The organism is Aestuariivirga sp., from assembly GCF_020252405.1.
Taxonomy (GTDB): Bacteria; Pseudomonadota; Alphaproteobacteria; order Rhizobiales; family Aestuariivirgaceae; genus Aestuariivirga.
The window spans coordinates 34034-57627 of sequence record NZ_JADCDA010000078.1; the positions used below are offsets into that span (position 1 = coordinate 34034).

23 protein-coding genes are annotated in these 23594 nt (G+C 64.9%); 9 read left to right on the top strand and 14 right to left on the bottom strand.

The annotated features are described in order from the left end of the window. Window positions 1-22: 22 nt before the first annotated feature. Window positions 23-1501 carry a helicase HerA-like domain-containing protein gene (locus IOC69_RS11950; protein ID WP_290543783.1) on the bottom strand — a complete coding sequence of 493 codons (1479 nt, stop codon included), beginning with the start codon at window positions 1499-1501 and terminating at the stop codon, window positions 23-25. Between the two features lie 83 nt (window positions 1502-1584). On the opposite strand from IOC69_RS11950, the gene IOC69_RS11955 reads away from it, so the two are divergent. The 3 genes from IOC69_RS11955 to scpA all read left to right on the top strand — a co-directional run bounded on the left by IOC69_RS11955 (window position 1585) and on the right by scpA (window position 5524). Then, entirely contained in the window at window positions 1585-1977 is a 393-nt protein-coding gene (locus tag IOC69_RS11955) for a DUF2780 domain-containing protein (RefSeq protein ID WP_290543784.1), read from the top strand. A 236-nt stretch (window positions 1978-2213) separates the two neighbouring features. Next, window positions 2214-3377, top strand: coding sequence for a methylmalonyl-CoA mutase family protein (locus IOC69_RS11960; protein WP_290543785.1), 1164 nt, complete (start codon window positions 2214-2216; stop codon window positions 3375-3377). Next, complete coding sequence (gene scpA, locus IOC69_RS11965; protein WP_290543786.1) at window positions 3374-5524, top strand: methylmalonyl-CoA mutase; 2151 nt, start codon at window positions 3374-3376, stop codon at window positions 5522-5524. The genes IOC69_RS11960 and scpA overlap by 4 nt, the downstream gene beginning before the upstream one ends. 1 nt (window position 5525) lies before the next feature. Here the strand turns inward: scpA and IOC69_RS11970 are convergent, their stop codons facing one another. The 3 genes from IOC69_RS11970 to IOC69_RS11980 form a co-directional block, all read right to left on the bottom strand. After that, window positions 5526-6473, bottom strand: a complete 948-nt coding sequence (locus IOC69_RS11970) for an endonuclease/exonuclease/phosphatase family protein (RefSeq protein ID WP_290543787.1) — start codon at window positions 6471-6473, stop codon at window positions 5526-5528. 52 nt (window positions 6474-6525) lie between these two features. Next, window positions 6526-7503 (bottom strand): asparaginase, encoded by a 978-nt coding sequence (locus IOC69_RS11975; protein WP_290543788.1) that lies wholly within the window; start codon window positions 7501-7503, stop codon window positions 6526-6528. Window positions 7504-7652: 149 nt separating this feature from the next. Further along, on the bottom strand, window positions 7653-7793 hold the full coding sequence (locus IOC69_RS11980; RefSeq protein ID WP_290543789.1) for a hypothetical protein: 141 nt from the start codon (window positions 7791-7793) through the stop codon (window positions 7653-7655). Window positions 7794-8124: 331 nt separating this feature from the next. Here IOC69_RS11980 and IOC69_RS11985 point away from each other — a divergent pair, with 331 nt between their 5' ends. The 4 genes from IOC69_RS11985 (at window position 8125) to IOC69_RS12000 (ending at window position 12156) form a co-directional block, all read left to right on the top strand. Continuing rightward, on the top strand, window positions 8125-8832 hold the full coding sequence (locus tag IOC69_RS11985) for an urease accessory protein (RefSeq protein ID WP_290543790.1): 708 nt from the start codon (window positions 8125-8127) through the stop codon (window positions 8830-8832). 297 nt (window positions 8833-9129) lie between these two features. Continuing rightward, window positions 9130-9972, top strand: a complete 843-nt coding sequence (locus tag IOC69_RS11990; RefSeq protein ID WP_290543791.1) for a sugar phosphate isomerase/epimerase — start codon at window positions 9130-9132, stop codon at window positions 9970-9972. Continuing rightward, on the top strand, window positions 9969-11219 hold the full coding sequence (locus IOC69_RS11995) for a Tm-1-like ATP-binding domain-containing protein (RefSeq protein WP_290543792.1): 1251 nt from the start codon (window positions 9969-9971) through the stop codon (window positions 11217-11219). Before IOC69_RS11990 ends, IOC69_RS11995 begins: the two co-directional genes overlap by 4 nt. Before the next feature lies 1 nt (window position 11220). After that, entirely contained in the window at window positions 11221-12156 is a 936-nt protein-coding gene (locus IOC69_RS12000; protein ID WP_290543793.1) for an SRPBCC family protein, read from the top strand. Between the two features lie 53 nt (window positions 12157-12209). On the opposite strand, the gene IOC69_RS12005 is transcribed toward IOC69_RS12000, so the two are convergent. Further along, window positions 12210-12539, bottom strand: a complete 330-nt coding sequence (locus IOC69_RS12005; protein WP_290543794.1) for an L-rhamnose mutarotase — start codon at window positions 12537-12539, stop codon at window positions 12210-12212. Window positions 12540-12614: 75 nt separating this feature from the next. On the opposite strand from IOC69_RS12005, the gene IOC69_RS12010 reads away from it, so the two are divergent. Further along, window positions 12615-13385: a glucose 1-dehydrogenase gene (locus IOC69_RS12010; RefSeq protein ID WP_290543795.1), complete on the top strand. Its 771-nt coding sequence runs from the start codon at window positions 12615-12617 to the stop codon at window positions 13383-13385. Window positions 13386-13407: 22 nt separating this feature from the next. On the opposite strand, the gene IOC69_RS12015 is transcribed toward IOC69_RS12010, so the two are convergent. The 9 genes from IOC69_RS12015 to IOC69_RS12055 form a co-directional block, all read right to left on the bottom strand. Further along, window positions 13408-14100 (bottom strand): SDR family NAD(P)-dependent oxidoreductase, encoded by a 693-nt coding sequence (locus IOC69_RS12015; RefSeq protein ID WP_290543796.1) that lies wholly within the window; start codon window positions 14098-14100, stop codon window positions 13408-13410. A gap of 34 nt (window positions 14101-14134) precedes the next feature. Continuing rightward, window positions 14135-14554 carry a hypothetical protein gene (locus IOC69_RS12020; protein WP_290543797.1) on the bottom strand — a complete coding sequence of 140 codons (420 nt, stop codon included), beginning with the start codon at window positions 14552-14554 and terminating at the stop codon, window positions 14135-14137. A gap of 29 nt (window positions 14555-14583) precedes the next feature. After that, window positions 14584-15672 (bottom strand): ABC transporter ATP-binding protein, encoded by a 1089-nt coding sequence (locus tag IOC69_RS12025; protein WP_290543798.1) that lies wholly within the window; start codon window positions 15670-15672, stop codon window positions 14584-14586. Between the two features lies 1 nt (window position 15673). Beyond that, window positions 15674-16618: a carbohydrate ABC transporter permease gene (locus IOC69_RS12030; RefSeq protein ID WP_290543799.1), complete on the bottom strand. Its 945-nt coding sequence runs from the start codon at window positions 16616-16618 to the stop codon at window positions 15674-15676. A 3-nt stretch (window positions 16619-16621) separates the two neighbouring features. Continuing rightward, window positions 16622-17674, bottom strand: coding sequence for a carbohydrate ABC transporter permease (locus IOC69_RS12035; RefSeq protein WP_290543800.1), 1053 nt, complete (start codon window positions 17672-17674; stop codon window positions 16622-16624). Between the two features lie 84 nt (window positions 17675-17758). After that, the gene (locus IOC69_RS12040) at window positions 17759-19192 is read right to left on the bottom strand and encodes an ABC transporter substrate-binding protein (protein WP_290543801.1); all 1434 of its coding nucleotides are present in this window, start codon (window positions 19190-19192) and stop codon (window positions 17759-17761) included. A gap of 48 nt (window positions 19193-19240) precedes the next feature. Beyond that, window positions 19241-20332, bottom strand: a complete 1092-nt coding sequence (locus IOC69_RS12045; protein WP_290543802.1) for an ABC transporter ATP-binding protein — start codon at window positions 20330-20332, stop codon at window positions 19241-19243. 142 nt (window positions 20333-20474) lie between these two features. Next, window positions 20475-21617: a Gfo/Idh/MocA family oxidoreductase gene (locus IOC69_RS12050; protein ID WP_290543803.1), complete on the bottom strand. Its 1143-nt coding sequence runs from the start codon at window positions 21615-21617 to the stop codon at window positions 20475-20477. A 4-nt stretch (window positions 21618-21621) separates the two neighbouring features. Beyond that, a complete protein-coding gene (locus IOC69_RS12055; protein WP_290543804.1) occupies window positions 21622-22671 on the bottom strand; it encodes a TIM barrel protein in 1050 nt (349 codons plus the stop codon). A 385-nt stretch (window positions 22672-23056) separates the two neighbouring features. Between IOC69_RS12055 and IOC69_RS12060 the strand changes: the two genes are divergently transcribed. Continuing rightward, on the top strand, window positions 23057-23458 hold the full coding sequence (locus tag IOC69_RS12060) for a heme-binding protein (protein WP_290543805.1): 402 nt from the start codon (window positions 23057-23059) through the stop codon (window positions 23456-23458). Window positions 23459-23594: the final 136 nt, after the last annotated feature.

A 23594-nucleotide genomic window follows, 5' to 3' on the forward strand; every position in this document is an offset into this window, starting at 1 on the left:
TGAACGTGTGGGTGAAGCGGACTCACCATTTCTTCAAACTGCCCAGAATCCCCCGAATCAGCATGTTGCCGATCTGGCGGCCGGCGGTGCCCGCCATGTTCTTGACGAAACGGTCGGTGGCGGTTTCGCGCCCGCTCGTGCGGGACTGGACCTTCGCCTGCTGGTCCGCTTCCTTCTGCGCGGCCTTGTTGGCCTTCTCCTGCTCGCTCGCGGCACTGCGCTCGCTGGCCCGCTTGGTCAGTATCTCGTAGGCGGACTCGCGGTCTTCCGCCTGTTCGTAGTTTCCGTAAACCGGCGAATTCCTGACGATCCTCTGGCGCTCCTCCGGCGTGACCGGCCCCATGCGCGAGGACGGCGGGCGGATCATGGTGCGCTCCACCATGGTGGGCACTCCCTTGAGGTCGAGAACCGAAACCAGCGCCTCGCCCTTGCCAAGCTGGGTGATTGCCTCTTCCGTCCTGAAGGCGGGGTTGGGCCGGAAGGTGGAGGCGGCTGTGGCCACGGCCTTCTGCTCGCGCGGGGTATAGGCGCGGAGCGCATGCTGGATGCGGTTGCCCATCTGGGCCAGCACGCTTTCGGGCACGTCGAGCGGGTTCTGCGTCACGAAATAGATGCCGATGCCCTTGGAGCGGATCAGCTTCACCGTCTGCTCGATCTTCTGAACGAGGCCTGCGGGCGCATCCGAGAACAGAAGATGCGCCTCGTCGAAGAAGAACACCATCTTCGGCTTTTCGGGGTCACCCACTTCGGGCATCTGCTCGAAGAGTTCGGACATCAGCCAGAGCAGGAAGGTGGCGTAGAGCTGCGGCGAATTGATGAGCGTGCCGGCGGCGAGCACGTTCATATAGCCCTTGCCGGCCGCGGTGGTGCGCATGAAGTCATGGATGTCCAACGCAGGTTCGCCGAAGAACTGGTCGCCGCCCTGTTCCTCCAGCACCACCAGGCGACGCTGGATGGCGCCGATGGTGGGAGCGGAGAGATTGCCATACTCGGTGGCGAGGTCCCTGCCGCGGCCGCCCAGGTCCTTCAGGAGCGCGCGCAGGTCCTTCAGGTCGAGAAGGGCGAGGCCCTCCTTGTCGGCCAGCCTGAAGGCGATGTTGAGGGCGCCCTCCTGCGCATCCGTCAGTCCCATGAGACGCGACAGCATCAGGGGGCCCATGTCGGAAATCGTGGTGCGGATCGGGTGGCCCTGCTCGCCGAAGAGGTCCCAGAAGATTGTGGGAATGGCCGCGAAGCCATAATCGTCGAAGCCCATGGACCTGGCACGCTCGACGAGGGCCTCCCTGGGCTCGCCTTCCATGGCGATGCCCGAGAGGTCGCCCTTCACGTCCGCCGCGAAGACCGGCACGCCCGCGTTGCAGAAGCCCTCCGCCATGATCTGCAGCGTCACCGTCTTGCCGGTACCGGTGGCGCCGGTGACGAGGCCGTGGCGGTTGGCCATGGCGAGGAACAGGTCCACCCGCTTGGTGCTGTGGCCGATGAAGACCGTCGAACCGGACATGGACAGTTTTTCCCCCATAATTCGCTTCCAACAAGCCTTTCTTGCTATAAGCATCCGGGTTTCGCAATGAGCAGGACGAAAGCATGCAGGAACTGATCGGCCGGATCGTGATGGCCAGCGGGCTTTCGCCGGAGAAGGCCCAAAAGGGGCTCGGCATTCTGCTGAACCTGATCCAGACGCAGGGAAACCGGAACAAGGTGCAGGAGCTGTTCGACAGGCTGCCGGGTGCTGCGGACCTCGCCCGCGTTCAGGGCGGCGACGGGGCCGGCAGGAGCGGCGGCCTCCTCGGAATGCTGGCCGGCGGAATGATGGGCGGCCCCCTCGCCGCCATCTCGAAACTCTCCGCCGCGGGCCTGTCCATGGACCAGATCAAGGCGCTGAACACGACGGCGCTCGACTATGCGAAAGAGAGGGCAGGCGCACCCCTCGTCAAGGAGGTGGCAGGCTCCATTCCGGGGCTTTCCGGCTACGTCTGACAGCGCCCGATCGGACCATGGGAGGTTCGCGGCGGTGCTCTGTCTTCGCTGGAGCATGATCCGCAAAAGTGAAACCCGCTTTTGCGATAAGATTACGCCCCAGCATGTGATCCGGCGCATGTTCCGGCCAGGCGGTTCCGCCTGAACTGAAACTGCTTTAGTGTTTTCGTATTCGCAAGAGACTGGGTTGTCGCGGGACCATGGGTGATCTGAAACTGGCCTCCGAATTTCCGGCCATGAGCCGGGCCGGGTGGATGAAGCGCGTCGAGGCGGTGCTGAAGGGCGCCAGTTTCGAGGAGAAGCTGGTCCACACCTCCGCCGACGGCATCCGGCTGGAACCGATATACGGCCAGCTTGCCGGCCCGCGCGCGGCCCGCGCAATGCAGGCGCCGTGGACGTTGTTCCAGCGCGCCGACCACCCCGATGCGGCCCGCGCCAATGAACTGGCGCTCGACGACCTGTCCAATGGCGCCACCGGCCTCGTACTGGTGAGCAGCGATTCGGCCACCGCGCGCGGTTATGGGCTCGATCCGGCCCGCCTCGCCCGCGTGCTGCAGGGCGTGCACCTGCATGCCGTGGCGTTGCGCGTCGAGGGCAGCGGCTCCATGGCGATCGCCGAGTTGATCGCCAGGGAACCCATCGACCCCGAACGCCTCAGCGTCTCCTTCGCGGTCACCTCGCCGGCCGAGGCGGCGGAACTCGCCCGGCGCGGCTATACCGGCCCCTACATGGAGGCTGACGGCCGCATCTGGCATGAGCAGGGCGCAACCGGCGCGCATGAACTGGGCGCCACGCTCGCCACCGCCGTGGCCACGCTGCGCTCGCTCGAAGGCCTCAACGACCTGCGCCTTGTGCGCTCGACCGGCATCACGCTGGCTGCAAACCAGGACATGTTCGCCACACTCGCCAAGTTCCGCGCCATGCGGCTGCTCTGGCGGCGCGTGCTGCAGGCGGCTGGGCTGCCCGATGCCCCGCTCAGGCTTCACGCCGAAACCTCCTGGCGCATGATGGCGGTGAAGGACCCGCACACCAACATCCTGCGCGCCACGGCGGCGGTGTTCGGCGCAGGGCTGGGCGGCGCGGATTCGATCGCCGTTCTTCCCCTCTCTCTGGCGCAAGGCCTGCCCAACGCCTTCGCCCGCCGCGTGGCGCGCAATGTGCAGAACGTGCTGACGGAGGAATCGAACCTGTGGCGCGTCGCCGATCCGGCGCTGGGTGCGGGCTACATCGAAACCCGCACGCAGGGCCTGTGCGAGGCCGCGTGGAAGGTCTTCCAGTCGGCGGAGGCCGGCGACTGGCCCGCGCCCAATCCGGACTCGAAGGCGAGCCTGCCCATCATCGGCGCCGCTGCCTATCCCCTGGGCCAGGAATATGCCCCCGAAACGGAGGCCCCGCGATGAGCCGCATTCCGGACTTTTCCAGGATCGCGCTCCAGACCTCCTCCGTCGATGGCTGCGCCGCGCCGGACTGGCTGACGCCCGAAGGTCTGCACGTGAAGTGTGCCTACGGCCCCGGGGACATGCAGGGCATCGACTTCCTCAACACCTGGCCGGGAGCGCCGCCCTATCTGCGCGGCCCCTACCACACCATGTACACGACTCAAGCCTGGACGATCCGCCAGTATGCGGGCTTCTCCACGGCGGAGGATTCCAACGCCTTCTACCGCCGCAACCTGGCGGCGGGGCAGATGGGCCTGTCCATCGCCTTCGACCTTGCCACGCACCGCGGCTATGACTCGGATCATCCGCGCGTCGCCGGCGACGTTGGCATGGCGGGCGTGGCGATCGACTCGATCTATGACATGCGGACCCTGTTCGACGGCATCCCGCTCGACCGGATGACCGTGTCAATGACCATGAACGGCGCGGTGCTGCCGGTGATGGCGCTCTATATCGTGGCGGGCGAGGAGCAGGGCGTTCCGCCGGAGAAGCTCGCGGGCACCATCCAGAACGACATCCTCAAGGAGTTCATGGTCCGCAACACCTTCATCTATCCGCCCGCGGCGTCGATGAAGATCGTCTCCGACATCTTCAAGTTCGCCGCGGAGAAGATGCCGAAGTTCAACTCGATCTCCATCTCCGGCTATCACATGCAGGAAGCGGGCGCCACGGCGGATCTCGAGCTCGCCTATACGCTGGCCGACGGCCTCGAATATGCCAGGGCCGGCGTGGCGGCGGGATTGAACATCGACGAGTTCGCGCCGCGCCTCTCCTTCTTCTGGGCCATCGGCATGAACTTCTTCATGGAAGTGGCCAAGATGCGCGCGGCCCGCATGCTCTGGGCCAAGCTGATGAAGCGCTTCGACCCCAGGGACGAGCGCTCGCTCAGCCTGCGCGCGCACTGCCAGACGTCCGGCTGGTCGCTCGCCGCGCAGGATGTGTTCAACAACGTGACACGCACCTGCATCGAGGCCATGGCGGCGACGCAGGGCGGCGCCCAGTCGCTGCATACGAACTCGCTGGACGAGGCCCTGGCCTTGCCCACCGACTTCTCGGCCCGCATCGCGCGCAACACGCAGCTGTTCCTGCAGCAGGAGGCGGGAACCTGCACGGTGATCGACCCGTGGGGTGGCAGCTATTTCGTCGAGCGCCTCACCATGGACCTCGCGAACAAGGCGTGGGAGCACATCGGGGAGATCGAGGCGATGGGCGGCATGGCCAGGGCCATCGAAGCCGGCATCCCGAAGTCGCGCATCGAGGAGGCCGCCGCGAGGACGCAGGCCCGCATCGACTCGGGCGAGCAGGCGGTGATCGGCGTCAACAAGCACCAGGCCCTGGACGACGCCAGGATCGACATTCTGAAGGTCGACAATTCCGCCGTGCGCGCCGCCCAGATCGAGAAGCTGCGGCGGCTCCGCGCCGAGCGCAACGGGGCGGAGACGCAAGCCGCCCTCGCGAGGCTCGCCGAAGTGGCGCGGACCGGACAGGGCAACCTGCTCGAAGCCGCCGTCGGCGCCGCGCGCGCCAAGGCCACGGTGGGCGAGATCTCGCTCGCATTGGAGAGGGTGTTCAACCGCCACACGCCGACGATCCGCGCCATGAAGGGCGTCTATGCCGCAACCCCGCGCGACACGCACAAGATCGAACAGGTCCGGCACGCCGTGGCAGCCTTCCGCGAGGCCGATGGCCGCGCGCCGAAGCTCCTGGTCGCCAAGGTCGGGCAGGACGGACATGACCGCGGCCAGAAGGTGATCGCCTCGGCCTTCGCCGACATGGGCTTCGATGTGGCGATCGGCCCGCTCTTCGCCACGCCGGAAGAAGTTGCCGCGCAAGCCGTGAAGGAACAGGCCCATGCCGTGGGCGTCTCGACGCTGACCGCCGGGCACCTGACGCTGGTGCCGCTGTTGAAGGCCGCACTCGACAAGGCAGGCCGCTCCGACATCATGATCGTGGTCGGCGGCGTCATTCCGCCGGAGGATGTGCGGACGCTCATCGACATGGGCGCCGCCGCCGTGTTCCCGCCGGGCACGGTGATCCCCGATGCGGCGATGTCACTGCTGGAAAGGCTGAACCGGAAGCTTGGCTACGCCCAGCGCGCGGCGGAATAGATCAGAACTTCACCTTCGCCATGGTGGCGCGGTGGTCGCTGGGCCACGGCGTCACCACGATATCGGCTTCAGGCGCCTTCTCGCCGACGATGCCGGCCTCGATCACCTGCAAGTCCCTGGCGCGGGCCAGTGCGAAGTCGATGCGGTCGTGGTGGTCGTCCTTGGCGGAAGGCTCCGTGGTGGGCGTCCAGGTCATTCCCGGCTTCACGCCGGCATCGGGGTAGACCGCACGGAAGGTGTCGACAAAGCCCTTGTCCTCAATGGCCTTCACTGTGGGGAACTGCACCGCCATCGGCTGGTTTCCGGCCTTCACGGCAGACTCAGTCCAGTCACGGTGCGAAGGCTCGTTGAAGTCGCCGAACACGAAGGCGGCGTCCGCCTCGCCCGCCGCGGCCATGTCGTCGAACAAGATCTTGAGGCCGGGACCGCGCGTTGCTGCCGCGGCCTTCACCGCCTCCCCGGCCGTCTTCAGGAAAGGCGTATCGCCGTAGGCAATGCCGAGCAGCTGGTAGGGCTGGTAGGGCGAGTCATCAAGATGGATATTGAAGGCGTGCACCCTGCGCCCGTCGATCATGATCTCGACGCCGGTGTCGTTGGGCGTCGCCTTGCCGATGGGATAGCGGCTGAGGATGGCATTGGACCAGAGCGCGTCGTTCTGCCTGGTCTGGTCATAGTAATGGTAGCCAAGCGCCGCAGCCAACTTGGGCGCCACGCTGTCGCCGGCAGGCGGGCAGGAATCGGCGGTGCAGGGGTCGCTCTCGAGGCGCGTCTCCTGGATGCCGATGATGTCCGCGTTCACCGCCTTGATGACGGCCACGGTTTCGTCCACCGGTTTTTTGGCGTTGCCGCCCCCGCCCCAGATGTTGAAGCTCATGATGGTGAGTTCGGTGGCCTGGGCGGAGGCGGCCAGCGCGGCAAGAACTGCCGTGGCGAGAAGCATCTGTCGCATGCGGGTTTCCGGATTGGTCAGACAAGCATTGCGCGGCGATGTGACGGGCGCGTTACAGCCGCAGCCCCCGCACTTCGCCCACCCCGATCTTGCGCCAGTTGGCGAGGTCATGGCGGCGGAAGCGTTCGAGCGTGGCCTTCTCCCCGGGCGTCCACACGTCGAGCCCGGAGAGCACCGCCGCGATGCCCACTTCGGCGGCGCGCGCCGCGCCGTCGTCAATCTTGAGGGCGATGCCGAGGCCTGCATGTGGAATGCAGGCGCAATAGACGCCCTCTGCCCCGGTCTTGATGAAGAGGCGCGGCGCCGCCTCCATGATGAGCGTGTCGAAGTCGCCCGTGCCCGCCACCATGAAGGGATGCTTGCGCACCGCATCGATGATGCGGCGGGCGGCCTTGTTCTCAGGGTCCGCGAAACGGGCGAAGCCCATGGCAAGGTTCTGGAGGGGAATGGCCCAGGTCGGCGCAGAGCAGCCATCGATGCCGACGGGCTGTTGCGAAAGCCCGATGCCGCAGAGTTCGCCGATGCGCCTGGCGATGGCCTGCTGCACCGGGTGGTCCGGCTTCACATAGCCATGCGGGGAGACCTCCAGCTGCCGCGCCAGCGCCAGCATGCCGGCATGCTTGCCGGAGCAGTTGTTGTGGACGGCGCCACAGGGCTCGCCGTTGCGGATGAGATCGAAGCGCGCCTCCTCGAAGGACGGCCAGTGGGCGCCGCATTCATAAAGGCTCTCGGCATTGCCGGCCTTGGCCAGCATGGCGCGGGCCACGCGCACATGGTCCGGTTCGCCATTGTGCGAGGAGCAGCACAGCGCGATCTCCTCCTCGGTGAAGCCAAAGCGGCCGGCCGCGCCAGCCTCGATGACGGGGAGGCACTGGAAAGCCTTTACGCCTGATCGCGGATAGACGGCGGCGGCGATGCCGCCCCCGGCGGCCACCACCTGGCCCGCCCGGTCCACAACGGCATAGGCGCCGCGGTGGCGGCTTTCCACGATGCCGCCGCGGGTGACTTCGGCGATGACAGGATTGCTCATTGGCGCGTCTCCTTGTGCGGCGGGGCCGCGAGATACCAGCCATAGGCGGAAAACGGGGCCAGCAGGAAGATGCCGATCGCGCAGCTTTAACCCTCAAGGCTGTAGCGGGTCGCGCCCGCGGGGAAAAGCCCGATCCTGACGCCCGCCAGTTATTGCGCGGCGAAGGCGCAGACGAAGAGGGTGACGTTGATGGCGGCATCGGCCCGGCCTGCCGCGTCGCGCCCCGGACGGGCCTTAATCCACGGATAGGCCAGCACCGCCACCACGTCCGCGGACGGAATTCCGACCATGAGGGCGATGGCAAGATAATGCCGATCTGTACGCCGGATGTCGTGGCGGGATGAGGCGCCAGTTGCCAGGGCATGATCCGCGAGAGCGGAACCGCTTTTGCCCATCATGCTCAAGCGATTGACTTGGCCCCGGTCCTGGGGTGACGGCAGCGTTGGAATGACGCTTGATCATCATGAGAGCCGCTTCTGACCCTGAAGATACCCAAGACCGCTCCCAGACGATCAACCCAACCATCCGGGACGTCACACGAAGGCCGGGGTGACGGTGCCGAGAGGAAACCCGCCGCAAACAATCCTCGCGCCGCGGCGATGCGCGGTCTATAGCTTTCCGATGATCGCCTGGGTTCTCTTCGGCTTCATCCTCGGCCTTCAGCACGCGCTGGAGCCCGATCACATCGCCGCCGTCTCCACCATCTCGGTGGAAAAGCGCGGCATCGGCCAGATCGTGCGGCATGGCGCTGTCTGGGGCATGGGGCATGCGCTGATGCTCGGCGCCTTCGGCGGCGCGGTCTATGCTCTCGAACTGACCCTCAGCGAGAGGCTGGCCAGCGGGCTTGAATTCGCCGTCGGCATCATGATGGTGCTGCTCGGCGCGCGGCTGCTCTACATTCTGGTGCGGGACCGCATTCACTTCCACACCCACCGCCATGGCGGGGATGCTCACTTCCATGCCCACAGCCATGCCGGGGATGTGAAAAACCACGCGCTGAGCCGCCATGCCCATCCACATCCTGCCGGCGGCTGGAAGCGCAGCCTCGCCATCGGCATGATGCACGGGCTTGCCGGTTCGGCGGCACTGGTGGCGCTTGCCGCCTCGACGGCGCCCTCGGCGCCGCTCGGCCTCGCCTTCATGCTGCTGTTCGCCATCGGCTCGATCGCCGGCATGGTGATCTTCTCCACCGTGATCGCCGTGCCGCTGTCATACACCGCCATGACGCTCACCTGGGCCACCCGCGGCTTTCAGGCGCTGGCCGGCGTCTTCGCCATCGGCATCGGCCTGCGCACGCTGGTGGAAACCGGCGCGGTGCTGTTCGGCTGAGCCCGCCGTATCTGCTTGTTCGGTCGCAGTTCCGCCGGTCAACCGGTGTCCAGTTGGCGTGAAAATACTCTATCGATCAGACGCGTGCGCCGACCAGGCGATTCCACCTGATCTGAACATGCGCGATGTCACCGGCTGCTTCACCAGCGCATGAACCATGCGCGGCAGATCATGGGGGAAGCGGGCCCGTGCGGCCTGTTCATTCGGGGCTCCTCCCCAAGGCGGGACGCATATCGGGAATTGACAAGAGGCGCGGGACGGTTTGTCCTGCGGCCCGTGCTTGGGAGGGCACGTCGGATGAAGCTGGGATTCAATCTTCTGCTGTGGACGCCGCATGTCACCGCGGCGCATGAGCCGATCCTCAGGGCGCTGAAGAAGACGGGCTATGACGGGGTCGAGATCCCGATGTTCGAGGGAACGCCCGATCACTACGCGAGGCTGGGCGAGCTGCTCGACAAGATCGGGCTGGAACGCACCGTGGTGAGCGTTATCCAGGGCAAGAACCCGCTGTCGCCCGACAAGGCCAGCCAGGCCGCCGCGCTGGACCATGCCAGATGGACGGTGGACTGTTCCGCCGCGCTCGGCGCCACCATTCTTGGCGGGCCGATGCATTCGGAGCTCGGCTTCTTCTCCGGCAACCCCGCCACTGCGGCGGAGCGCAAGCGTGCGCTGAGCTTCCACAAGAAGGCGGGCGATTATGCCGGCAGGAAAAACGTGACCTTCGCACTCGAGGCGCTGAACCGTTTCGAATGCTATTTCCTGAATACCATGCAGCAGCTCCGCGACTATCTGGACGAGGCGAACCACCCGCATATCCGGGGCATGTATGACACCTTCCATTCCAACATCGAGGAGAAGGACCCGGTTGGCGCGATCAAGACCATCGCGAAGCACATGGCGCATGTGCACATCTCCGAGAATGACCGCGGCACGCCCGGCAAGGGCCATGTGCCGTGGGCTGAAACCTACAAGGCGCTGAAGAAAGCGAAGTATGACGGCTTCCTCACCGTCGAGGCCTTTGGGCGCTCCATGCCCGCACTCGCCGCGGCGACGCGCGTGTGGCGCGACTTCGCGCCCTCGCCTGAGGAGGTCTACAAGCTCGGCTTCCGCAACATGAAGCAGGGCTGGGCCGGGGCGTGAAGCCGGTCTACGTCATCGGCACCTGCGACACCAAGGAGGCGGAGCTGCGCTACGCCATGGAGCGTGTGCAGGCTGCCGGCGCCCCGGCCTTGCTGGTTGACATCTCGACGGCACGGAGCCATGCGCAGGCCGACGTGACGCCGGAGACGGTGGCGAAACACCACCCCTCCGGCGCCGCGGCCGTTATGGGCCATGCCGACCGCGGCAAGGCCATCGCCGCCATGGCGGAGGCGCTCGGGAACTACCTTGTCTCGCGCGGGGACATCGGCGCGGTGCTGGGGCTGGGCGGCGGCGGCAACACGTCCATGGTGACGGAGGCGATGCGCCAGCTGCCCATCGGCGTGCCGAAGCTGATGGTCTCCACCATGGCATCGGGCAATGTGGCCCCTTACGTCGGCCCCACCGACATCATGATGATGCATGCGGTGGCGGATGTGGCAGGCCTCAACGCCATCACGCGGCGGGTGATCGGCAATGCCGCGCATGCCGCAGCCGGCATGGCGATAAATGCCGCGGCCGGCATGGCGATAAATGCCGCGGCCGGCATGGCGATGAATGCCGTTCCCGCAGGCCATGAGGCCGGGCGCGCCGTCGGCCTCACCATGTTCGGCGTGACCACCCCCTGCATCACGCAGATCCGGCGCCTGATCGGGGGCGGCTGCGAATGCTTCGTCTTCCACGCCACCGGCGCCGGCGGGCAGTGCCTGGAGAAGCTGATCGACTCGGGGCTCATCACGGCGGCCCTCGACATCACGACGACGGAGGTGGCGGACCGTCTGTCCGGCGGCGTTCTGCCGTGTACGGAGGACCGCTTCGGCGCCGTCATCCGCACGCGCATCCCCTGGGTGGGTTCGGTGGGGGCCTGCGACATGGTGAATTTCGGCGGCCGCGACACGGTTCCGGCGCGGTTCGCGGGCCGCAACCTCCATGTCCACAATGCGCAGGTGACGCTGATGCGCACCACGGCGGAAGAGAATGCCGCCATCGGCCGCTGGATCGTGGAGCGCGTCAACCGCATGGAGGGTCCGGTGCGTTTCCTGCTGCCGCTCCACGGCGTCTCCGCCATCGACGCGCCGGGCAAACCTTTCCACGATCCGGCGGCGGATGCCGCATTGTTTGCAGCGATCCGCGCGGCATGGACGCCCGCGCCCAACCGCCAGCTCATCGAGATCGGCGCCCACATCAACGAGAAGGCCTTCGCCGAAGCCGCGGTCCACGCCTTCCGCGACATTACCGGAGGACAGTAGAATGGCCCGCGCCTATGCATCGATCATCCTGAAGGCCCCCGTCGAAACCGTGTGGTCCATCGTGCGCGACTTCAACGGCTTGCCGAACTGGACGGGCGGCGGCGTCACCAGCTCGAAGATCGAGAAGGGCCTCGACGCGGACGTGGTGGGCTGCATCCGCTCCTTCCACCTCGCCAATGGCGCGCATGTGCGCGAGCGCCTGCTGATGCTGGACGATGCGAAGCGCCGCTTCAGCTATAATTTCGAGACGCCGGCTTTTCCGGTGAGGAACTATCTCGCGACACTGGGGCTCCACCCCGTCACCCACACCGACCAGACCTTCGCCGAATGGGAGGCCACATTCGACGAAGCGCCGGAAGACGAAGGCAAGTATCGGAAGATCGTCTCCGACGGCGTCTTCGCCGCCAATTTCAGATCGCTTGCGGCGCTGCTTGCCAGGACGAAGCCGGAGAAGCCCGCAGGCGCCGAGCGCTGGAAGGGATTTCAGCCCAACAAGGTGTGGACCTCGCGCGCCATCAAGGCGCCGGTCGATGATGTGTGGAAGGCGATGCGCGACTTCGCCGGCATGGGCGGCTGGCACGGGGAGATCACCAGGATGCGCATGCTGAAGCGCCAGCGCTCCGACAAGGTCTCCGGCATCCGCGACTTCTATTTCGGCGAGGGGCGCCTGAACGAGGAACTCCTGCACCTCGACGACCGGGAGCGCAGCTTCTCCTACCGCATCACCAAGTGCGAGATCCCGTGGATGAACTATGTCTCCGGCCCGCGGTTATGGCCGGTGACGGCGGACAACACCACATTCGGCGTCTGGACCGGCGACTGGGTGGCGAGCCCGCAGGACGACGTGGTGCTGATCCCGCGCACCGAGCAGAACGTCTATCAGCGCGCCTTTGCGGAGCTGGAGCGGAATTTCCTTGGCAGGAAGCGGAAGCGGTAGTCCTCACTTCCCTTCTCCCGTTGCGAAGCAATGGGAGAAGGGAAATCTTCCGATCAATCCGTGTGGAACACGTTCTCCATCTCCGCCCACCATTCGCCCTCCTTCCTGGTCTCGAAGGGCGTCTGCATGGGGTCGGTGATCTTCCACCACTCCTGCATGCGCGGGACGTCCGCCATCTTCCTCATGTCGGCCCCGAAATCGCTGCCGTGATATTCCCAGTAGGCGAAGAGCATGTTCTCCGGCTCCTTGAGGAAGATCGTATAATTCCGGATGTTCGAGTCAGCGATGGCCTTCAGCACCTCGGGCCAGACGGCGGCGTGGATGCGCCTGTATTCCGGGATGACCTCCGGCTTCAGCTTGATGACGCGTCCCATTCTCTGCATATGCGGCTGTCCTCTCCCTGCCATTGACCGCTGGCGTTCGGCACGGGAAGATCGCCAAAAACGGGAGGCGAGACAATGGGTGACTGGACGAAAAGATTTGGCCTCAAGGGCAAGCATGCGCTGGTGACAGGCGCCAGCAAGGGCATCGGGCTTGAGACCGCCAGGGTGCTGGCGGATGCGGGTGCGGACATCGCCGCCGTGGGCCGCGACCGCGGGGGACTGGCGGAAGCGAAGGCAGCCGTGGAGGCGCTGGGCCGGCGCTGCGTGGCGATTTCCGCCGACATGGCCACGGCCGATGGCCCGGTGAAGGCGGCGCATGATGCGCTGGCGGCTTTCGGGCACATCGACATTCTGGTGAACAATGCCGGCATCGCGCTGATCGACCGGCTGGAGGATGCCAAGGTCGCCGACTGGGACGCCACCATGGCGGTGAACCTGCGCGCGCCCTTCCTGCTGGCGCGCGAGCTCGTTCCCGGCATGATCGGACACAAGGGCGGCAAGATCATCAACGTCTCCTCCCAGGCGGGCGTCGTGGGGCTGGAGGGGCACGCGGCCTATTGCGCTTCCAAGGGCGGCCTCAACATGCTCACCAAGGTGATGACGGTGGAGTGGGCAAAGCACAACATCCAGATCAACACGGTGTGCCCCACCGTGATCCTCACCCCCATGGGCGAGCAGGTGTGGGGAAAGCCGGAGAAGGGCGACCCGATGAAGGCCAAGATCCCCGGCGGCCGCTTCGGCAAGCCGATGGAAGTGGCGGATGCGATCCTGTTCCTGGCGTCCTCGGCCTCGGACATGATCTGCGGGCATGACCTGCTGGTGGATGGGGGCTACACCGCCATCTGACGGCGCGGCGCGGTCGCCTGCCTCAATAGGTGGCGCGGCCGCCGGAGACGTCGAACACCGCACCCGTCGAGAAGGAGCATTCCTCGCTCGCGAGCCAGCAGACGAGGCTTGCCACCTCGTCCACCTTGCCGAGCCGGCCCATGGGGATTTTCGACAGCATGAAGTCGATGTGGCTCTGCGGCAGCTGGTCGAAAATCGGTGTCCGCACGGCGGCGGGCGTCACGCTGTTCACCGTGATGTTGGTCTTCGCCAGTTCCTTGGCCAGCGACTTGGTGAAGCCGATCACGGCGGCCTTGGAGGCCGAATAGGCGGACGCGTTGGGGTTTCCCTCCTTGCCGGCGATCGAGGCGATGTTGACGATGCGGCCATAATCATTGGCCAGCATATGCGGGACAACCGCGCGGTTGGTGAAGAAGGCGCCATCGAGATTGATGGCGATGGTCTTGTGCCAGTCCTCGATCCTGACGTCGAGCACGGTGGCGGTGGGCCCGGCGATGCCGGCGCTGTTCACCAGCACGTCGATGCCGCCCAGCTGCCTCACGGTTTCCGCAGCGGCGGCCTCGACCGAATCCCAGTTCGAGATGTCGGTTTTTATGCCGCCTTGCATGTCCCAGACAACGACCTTGCCGCCCTCGGCTGTGATGCGCCTGGCCACCGCCTCGCCGATACCCGAGAGACCGCCGGTGACGACGGCACGCCTGCCTTGAAATCTCATGTCCCGATTTTCCCGTTCTTCATCTTGCGCCGATTCAGGTCCGCGTCCTGTTCATCGCGGTGATGGCGAGCGCCAGCACGGCCGCCGCGGCGGCGATGCCCCAGACCAGCGGCTGGCGCCAGAAGGGCGGCGTCGCCAGCTGCGCCTTCCCCGCCAGCGTGTTGGGATCAGGCGGCCTGAGAAAGAAGGCGCCATAGAGATGCGCCGCACCGATCGCAATCAGCAGCACGATCAGGAAGATCATCGCCACCACCATGGCGACGGTGACGACGCTGCGGACCTTCACGCCCGGCTGGGCCATGGGCAGCAGATTGTTGATGAGACCGGCGATCACCACCAGCACGCTGCCCACCGCGAAGAGCTGCAGGCTGAAGGGCTGGAAGATCAGCAGCAGCGCGAAGATGCCGAGGCCTATGATGACAAATTCGAGGCGCAGCGCCTGCTGGCGCGCCATGCCCGGATCCTGTCGGTGCTCTTGGCTGCTCATGCGCGCACCGCCTTGCCGTCCTCGCCGAAGAAATGCGTCTGCCGCGGGTCGGGGCGCAGATGCAGCGCCTCGCCTACCTTCACCCGCTTGTCGCGCGGCACAACCACGCGGATGTCGCCGCCCGACGCGGTGCGGGCATGGATCAATGTCTCCGCTCCCATCGGTTCGATCAGCTCGGCCTGGGCCGCGATGGTGTCGCCCGCCCTGTCCTGCGCCGCGGTGAAGGCGCGCGGCCGGATGCCGACGGTGATTTTCGACGGCCTCAGCCGCGACACGGCAGGGTCGGCCGCGATGCTGAGCGGCTGGCCGGCCAGCATCACATCCGCCTTGCCGCCGCCGAAGCTTATGAGATCGGCCTCCACCAGGTTCATCTGCGGCGTGCCGATAAAGCTTGCGACGAAGACATTGACGGGTTTGGCGAAGACCTCGTGCGGCGTGCCCACCTGCTCGATCACGCCATCCTTCATGATGGCGATGCGGCTCGCCATGGTGAGGGCCTCGAGCTGGTCATGCGTGACGATGACGGTGGCCTTGGAGAGGCCGGTCAGCACCTCCTTGATCTGGCCGCGCATCGAGTGGCGCAGCTCCACGTCAAGCCGCGACAGCGGCTCGTCGAAAAGGAAGCAGTTGGGATCGCGCACGATGGCGCGCGCCACCGCGAGGCGCTGCTTCTCGCCCTCCGAAATCTGGTTCGGCATGCGGTCCAGCACCCCGGTGAGGTGCATGATCTGCGCAACCTTCATGACGCGGGCATCGGACTGGGCCTTGGACAGGCCCTCATAATGCAGCGGCATGGCGATGTTCTGGCCCACGTTGAGCGCCGGATAGAGCGCGTAGAACTGGAACACCATGGCGATGTCGCGCCGCTGCGGCGGCAGATCGTTCATGCGCTGGCCGGCGATGATGACGTCTCCGCCGGTGGCGCGTTCGAGCCCGGCGATCATGCGCAGCGTCGTCGTCTTGCCGCAGCCCGAAGGGCCGAGCAGGCAGACCACCTCGCCGGCCTCGACCTTCAGGTCCGCATCCTTCACCGCGGTGAAGGCGCCGAACTGCTTGGTGACTTTGCGGATTTCGATCGTCGGCATGTCAGCGCTTCACGGTTCCGAAGGTCACGCCCCGCAGCAGGTGGTTCTGCAGGAAAAAGGTGACGAGGAAGACGGGTATGAGGAACAGGGTTTCGATGGCCGCCAGCAGCGTCCAGTCGGTGCCGCGGCCGCCGGACGAGACGGCCTGGTTCATGGCGACGGGCACGGTGCGCGTGTCAGGACCCGACAGAAGCAGCGCGAAGAGAAACTCGTTCCAGGTGAGAATGAGACCGAAGACGAAGGTGGCGGCAAGACCCGCGATAACCTGCGGCAGGGCGATCTTGAAGAACACCCCGGTGTCAGACGAACCGTCGATGCGCGCGGCATCCTCCACGTCGAGCGAGAGCTCGTCGAAGAAGCTCTTCATCATCCAGATGGTGAAGGCCAGGTTGAAAGCGGTGTAGAGCAGGATGATCCCGGTATATGAGCCGGAGAGGCCCACCACGCGGAACATCAGGATGACCGGGATGATGACAACGATGGCCGGCAGCATGCGCGTCGTCAGGATGATGAAAAGATAGGTGTCATTGCCCTTCAGCGGATAGCGCGAGAAGCCGAAGGCGGCGAGTGTGCCGATCACCAGCGCCAGCAGCACGGAAGACGAGGCGATGACGATGGAGTTGAAGAAATAGCGGTCGAAGCCCGTGGGCTCCGGCGCGCCCCCCGCCGTCATGGAGCGCATGAACACCGAGCCGAAATTCTCCAGCGTGGGCGTGAATACGAACTGCTCCGGGATGAGGCCGAAAAGCGAGGTGGGCGACAGAGTCGGCGGCACGGACAGGGCCGCGTCCTGCGGTTTGAAGGCGGTGAAGATGATGAACAGCACGGGCAGGAAGTAGATGAAGGACACGATGGCGACGGCCAGCGTCCGGCCCCAGCCCGCCTCGCCCACGCCGCTCGCCTTGCGGAAGCCAAGCGTCTCCCAGATGGAGTTGTGTTCGGCCATGGCTCAGGCTCCCTGGCTGCGGCGGTTGGCGATGTAGAGGTAGAGATTGGTGAGCACGATCACCATGAACAGCATGAGATAGGACAGCGCAGCGCCTTCCGATGTCTTGTTCTGTTCGTTGGCGATGCGGATCAGGTGGTAGGAGATCGTCATGGTGTCATTGCCGCCCTTGGTGAGCAGGATGACGAGGTCTGCGAGCTTGAAGGCCTCGATGGTGCGGAACAGCAGCGCCAGCATCAGCAGGCCGCGGATATAGGGGAAGGTGATGGTCCAGAACTGCCGCCACTTGGACACGCGGTCGATGGCGGCCGCCTCATAGAGGTATTTCGGCACCGAGACGAGACCCGCCAGCACAAGCAGCATGACGAAGGGCGACCACATCCAGGCATCGGCGAAGACGATGCCGGTGACCGCGCCCACCTTGGAGCTCATCAGGATGAACTGGCCGCCAGTGATGGAATTGACCACGTAGGAGAGGATGCCGAAGGTCGGGTCGTAGTAGTAGGTGAAGAACACGCCGGACGCGACGACGGAGAGCATCATCGGCGTCAGCACGAGAATGAGAAGGTACTTGCGCAGCGGGAATTGCTTGGCAAACAGCATGGCCAGCAGGAAGCCGACGATCATCTGCGCCGTGACGGTGAGGACCACGAACATCGCCGTGTTGATCAGTGCATCCCAGTTAGCGGGCGCCGCGATTTCGTTTGTTAGAACCTTGATGTAGTTGTTGAGGCCGATGAAGCGGATCGACTGCTGGTTTGACTGATAGGCGAAGAAGGATAGGCCCAGCGACCACAGCAGCGGAAAGATGTTCATGACGAAGAGCACGGCGATGGCCGGCGCCACGAGCAGGCCGCCATAATACTTGCGGCGGTAGGCATTGACCACGAAGGCGGCGGCGATCATGGCCGCCATGGCGCCGACGATCCAGAAGGCGATGCCTGCGGGCAGCGCCAGCACGGCCACGACCGAGACGACGAGCCCTACCAGGATGGCGAGCTTCCAGTTGTCCAGCGTCACGCTGAACAGGGCCGGAGGGGCGGCTGTGGCAGTCATGGACATCGTTGCATGGATTCCGGGTGGGAGAAGCAAAGAGGGCGCGGGGTTGGCCAGGCCACCCCGCGCCCCGGTTCAGTCACGTTACTGGATCAGGCCCGCTTCGGTCAGCAGGTTCTGCTGGAACTTGGCGATGTTGTCGAGCGTGGTCTTGGCGTCCTGCTTGCCGGTGATGGCAAGGTCGAACTGGTCCTGCTGCTGGGTAAGCAGTTCATAGAACTGCGGCACGTGCCAGACGTCCTTCTGCCAGTCGAGCTGCGGGGCCCAGGCGCGGTTCCACGGACGGTAGGTCACGTATTTGGGATCCTCATAGACCGACTTGATGGCCGACTGGCCGCCGCTTGCTGCGAACTGGTGCTGGATATCGGGGCTGAGCCACCACTTCACGAATTCCACGGCTTCCTTGATCTGCGCGTCGGTCGTCCAGGTGGTCAGCACGAAGGGCTGGCCGCCGATGTTGGACCAGCGCACCATCTTGCCGTCAGCACCCATGGTGCCCGGCATCTGGCCGAAGACCAGCTTGTCCGAGACCTTGGAGGTCTTGGGATCGAGCGAGGCCTCGCCAAGCCCGATCCAGTTGATGTTCATGGCCACCTTGCCTTCACGGAACAGTTCGTCCGTCTTGAAGATGTCCATTGTGCCGGTTTTCGCAACAGGCGGCATGAACTCAAGCATGCTGAGATACTTCTCGAACGCGGCCACGGCCTCCGGAGAGTTCACGACACCTTCGGCCTGGCCCTTGGGTGCTTGGGTTTCATCCCAGACGTTTCCACCCATCTGCCAGATGAACCCGTTGATTTGCATCGACGAGAAATCGTAGACTTTGCCCGCTTGGTAGGCGATGCCGTAGAAGTCGTCATCGGCAGGCTTTCCGGCCAGCATTTCGCCCTTCTTGCGGCGGAAGAATTCGCCGACGTTACGGAAGTCGTCCCACGTCATCGCGTCGAGTTCTTCACCCGTGCAGGGGAGTTTCTTGTTGTACTTGGCCTGGAAGTTCTTCTGCTCTTCCTCGTGGCAGAGGATGTCGGAGCGCGCGAAGTTCACAAGCACATCTGGAAACTGCGGGAAGCCATAGAAATTCGGCGTCTTGTGCGGGTACGTCGAGTATGCATCACGAGGATTCGGATGCATGCTCTCCATCACCGCCTTGAACTCAGGGTCGGCGTCAAGAAGGTCATTGACCTTCCGGAAGTAACCGCCCTCGACAAACGCGCCGAGCCACTGCGAGTCAGAGACAACAAAGTTGTACTTCTGCTCTCCGGACGTCAGCGACGCGTTGACCCGCGTGTAGAAATCTCCCCACGGAATGAAGTCGACATCGAGCTTCACGGTGTTGCCGGACTTCGGCTTGTACTGCTCATCGAAGAATTTCTTCATGATGCGGGTTGGCGGCCAATCCGGCACCGCCATGGTCAGCGTCACTTCTTCCGCAAGGGCTTGAGCCGCCCCTCCGGTCAGCAGGGTCGCGGCGAGGCCTGCGGCGGCCGCGAACCCTTTCATCTTCGTCATTACGGTCATGTCAGGTTTCCTCCCATGGTTAACCGTTAGGCTTCTGGCCGCTTGGCGTTAGGTCATTGCCTGTCCGCTGGCGGCACGGAAGATGTGGATCTTGCTCAGGTCTATGGCGATCGGAACAGCGTCGCCGGGCTTGAGGCCCGAGGCGCTCTGTTCGGGAAGCACCATGCGCAGCGTCTCGCCCCCGGCCTCCACCGAGACGACGGTCACGTCGCCCAGGGGCTCGATGAGGTGAACGCGGGATGGAACGGCGGCCTCGCCTTCGATGGCGGGGCGAAGGTCGCTGGGGCGGATGCCCACAAGAGCGGCCTCGCCCGCGGCGCCGGAATGAAACTTGCGGCCGGACAGCAGCTTGCCGAGCGGCGTGTCGAGGCTGGAAAGATCGGCGCTGAGCGTTGCCCTGACCATGTTCATATGCGGCGAGCCGATCTTGCCCGCCACATATGTATCGACCGGCCGCTCGTAGAGTTCGTCCGGCGTGCCGCGCTGCACCACCGCGCCGTTGCGCATCACGGCGATCTCCTCGCCCATCGACAGGGCTTCGAGTTCGTCGGGTGTCGCATAGACGATGGTCATGCCGAACTGGCGGTGCAGCCGCTTCAACTCGGCGCGCATGTCATGGCGCAGCTTGGCGTCGAGATTGGTCAACGGCTCGTCGAGCAGCAGGATCTTCGGCCGGCGGATCAGCGAGCGGCCCAGCGCCACGCGCTGCTGCTCGCCACCCGACAATGTGTTGGGCTTGCGCTCCAGGCGATGCGAGAGCTTGAGCATCGCCGCGGTCTCCTTGACGCGCGTGTCGATCTCTTCCCGGCCAACGCCCTCTTCCTTCAGGGGATAGGCGAAGTTCTCATGGACCGTGAGATGCGGATAGAGCGCGAAGGACTGGAACACCATGGAGACGCCGCGGCCCGCGATCGGCGCGGTCGTCACGTCATGCCCGTTGATCTCGAGCCGGCCCGCATCGGTGGCAACGAGGCCTGCGATCGTCCGCAGCGTCGTCGTCTTGCCGACGGCGCTGGGCCCGAACAGCACGAAGAAGCGTCCCTCCGCCACGTCGAAGGAGAGATCGTCGAGCGCGCGCACCTTGCCGTAGGACTTCGAAATCCCCGACAAACGCAGCGCTGGAACCTTGCTTCCTGCCATTCCCATTCCCTGTTCAGCGGCCCTGAGGGCTCTTCTTAGGCGAGAGACTAACCTGTCCCGGACGATTTGCAAGACGCCTTTCAGCGCTTGCAAAAGCTGTCGCGCTTGCAGTTGCTGCCTAAACTTAGTGCAAGTTGAGGCGTCAGCCCTTGGCGCTCTCCCACTGGCCGGTTTTGGCCGACCTCAGCACCGCATCGGTGACGAGATCGGTGGCCAGCGCATCGCGGAAGGTGGGTGCGGCAGGCTTGCCTAACGTCAACCCGTCGATAAAGTCGGCGGCCTGATGAATGAAGGTGTGCTCATAGCCGATCTGCAGGCCGGGCACCCACCATTTGTTCATATAGGGGTGATCGCCGTCGGTGATGTGCACCGAGCGCCAGCCGCGGGTGCGGCCCTCGTCGCGATGGTCGAAATACTGCAACCTGTGCAGGTCATGAAGGTCCCAGAAGATCGAGGCATGCTCGCCGTTGATCTCCAGCGTATAGAGCGCCTTGTGGCCGCGGGCATAGCGCGTCGCCTCGAAGCTGCCGAGCGAACCGTTATCGAAACGCGACAGGAACAGGCTCGCGTCGTCGATCCCCACCTTCTCCGTCTTGCCGGTGATGTTGTGGTGGCGCTCCTTGATGAAGGTCTCGGTCATGCCGGTGACCGAGGAGATGCCGCCGTTGAGCCACATGGCCGTGTCGATGCAATGGGCGAGGAGATCGCCCGTGACCCCCGAACCCGCGACCCCCACGTCAAGCCGCCACAGGCCCTGGCCGCCCTGCGGCAGGTCCTTGGAGATGGTCCAGTCCTGCAGGAACTTGGCGCGGTAGTGGAATATCTTGCCCAGCCGCCCTTCGTCGATGAGCTGCTTCGCCAGCGTCACGGCCGGCACGCGGCGGTAATTGTACCACACCATGTTGGCAACGCCCGCGCGCTCCACGGCCTCCACCATCTTGGCGGATTCGGCGGCTGAGCGGCCGAGCGGCTTCTCGCACATCACCATTTTGCCTGACTGTGCCGCCGCGATGGCGATTTCCATATGCGTGTCGTTGGGGCTGGCGATGTCGATCAGGTCGACCGATTTGTCATCGACCAGCCTGCGCCAGTCTGTAACGCTTGATTCATAGCCCCATTGCTCCGCGAAATCCTTGGCCTTCTCGGCGTTGCGGGCGCAGATCGTCTTGAGCACCGGCGTGCAGCCGAGATCGAAAAAACGCGGCGCCTGCGCGAAGGCGTTGGAATGGGTGCGGCCCATGAAGCCATAGCCCACCATGCCGATGTTGAGGGTTTTCTTCGCCATCCGGTCAGCCCTCCCAGCCATGCGCGTCGCGGACCTTGATCATCACTGCGAGGATGTCGTTCCAGGTCTGCTGCTTCAGCATCACCTCATTGGGGAACATGCAGCCATCCCAGCAGATGTGCTTCATCGCCTTGGTAAGGCTGCCGTCTTTATTCCTGAGCCACAGCCCCGCATGCTTCACGATGTCGAGGCGGCCGTTGGGGTCGGTCACCATGCAGTGGCGGCCTGTCTTGTCATGATAACCCATGCCCTTCACCGTGCCGTCGTTCTGGGCGACGTGGAAATCGATGGTCCAGGGGCGGAGCAGGTCCGTCATCCTGACGAGTGCGGCATCGAGCTTGGCCTGGTCCTTCCAGTCGAAGCCTTCGGGCAGCAGCGCCGCTTCGGGCGCGTTGTAGCCCATGGTGTAGAGCAGCGTGTGGGCCATGTCGGCCTGGAAGCCGATGATGCCGGGACGGTCGGTCTGTTCGAGGGTGTCGATCATCGCCTTCCAGCTGTGCATGCCGCCCCAGCAGATCTCGCCCTCCGCCGCCAGACGCTCGCCATAGTCCCTGGCGACGTCGCAGGCCTCGCGCCAGGTCTGGGCGATGAGCTTGGTGCTGGCGGCCGGGTCCTTGGCCCAGTCGGCCGGGCTCGAAGCCGAATCGATGCGGATGACGCCATATTTGCGGACCCCCAGGTCCCGCAGCGCCTTGCCCAGCTCGCAGGACTTGCGAACATTGGCCACGAATTTCTTGCGGTCCTCGGCTGAGCCCATGGCCGAACCGCCGCCGACGGGTGGCCAGACGGGAGCGACGATGGAGCCGATGGCGAGATTGTGCCCCGCCGCCTTCTCCGCCAGCGCCTTGGCCTCATCCGCCGTGAAGTCGATGCTGGTGTGGGGCGCGGCATGGAAGATGTCGATGCCGTCGAACCTCACGCCATCCACCTCCGCCGCGGCGGTGAGCGCGATCATCGCATCAAGGCCGATGGGCGGCTCCGACTCCGGCCCCTTGCCGACGAGGCCAGGCCACATCGCATTGTGAAGCTTGGGAAAATCATTCTTGCCCGCCATGGTTCCTCCCCTGCGGTTTGCATTTTTTGGTGATGCTAGACTCAACTCCGGCTTGCTGTCCAGAATTGCTGTGTGGGTATCCCGGCCATGCCGTTGACCTTTCCGCCCTCCGCCTGGCCGGCGCGCGGCAGCATCATGTGGCGGTGCCGGCCGGGCCGGGGCTGGGGTAGGAGTGTTTCGCCGAGGCTAAAGCATTTTCAGGTCAAGTGGACACCGGTTGACCGTCGAAAATGCGACCAAACAAAGAGATGGAGCAGGTTTCGAGTCCACTGAACCGAAACCAGCTCTGGCTCCCAAATGGCGTCACCCCGGCCTTCGCCTGGATGCCGACAATGAGGCGGGAGACTTGCAACGTCCATACAAAGACTTTCGACGTATCTGAGGCATGTCCATTTTTCCGCACAAGGCCCGCCGCATGCTGACCTTCCTCGCCCTGGCGCTTCTGGCCATCGTCATCGGCCTCGTCGGCGTCTGGTATGTCCAGACGCGCAACGTCGAGGTGGCGCGCTATGAGGTGGTCAAGGCCGACGGGCCCATCGAAATGCGCTCATACCCGGCGCTGACCGTGGCCGAGGTCATCCGCACCGGAACCCGCGACCAGGCCGTGCGGGCGGGCTTCGGACCTCTGGCGCGCTACATTTTCGCCAGCGATCGCGGCGGCGACAAGATTGCCATGACCGCCCCCGTGACCCAGAGCGAAAAGGACAATTCCTGGACCATCCGCTTCATCATGCCCGCGGGCTACACGCTTGCCAGCCTGCCGCAACCGTCCGGCACGGATGGATAACGTACACAATCTTTCGCACTTTTCAAAGACGGCGGCATCTTTCACATTGAAGAAGGAAAGAGGCCATGAAGGAAGAGAACGAAGGCAGATCGATGGGGCAAGTTATCAAGATCGACGAGGCCCGGATCCGCGACCA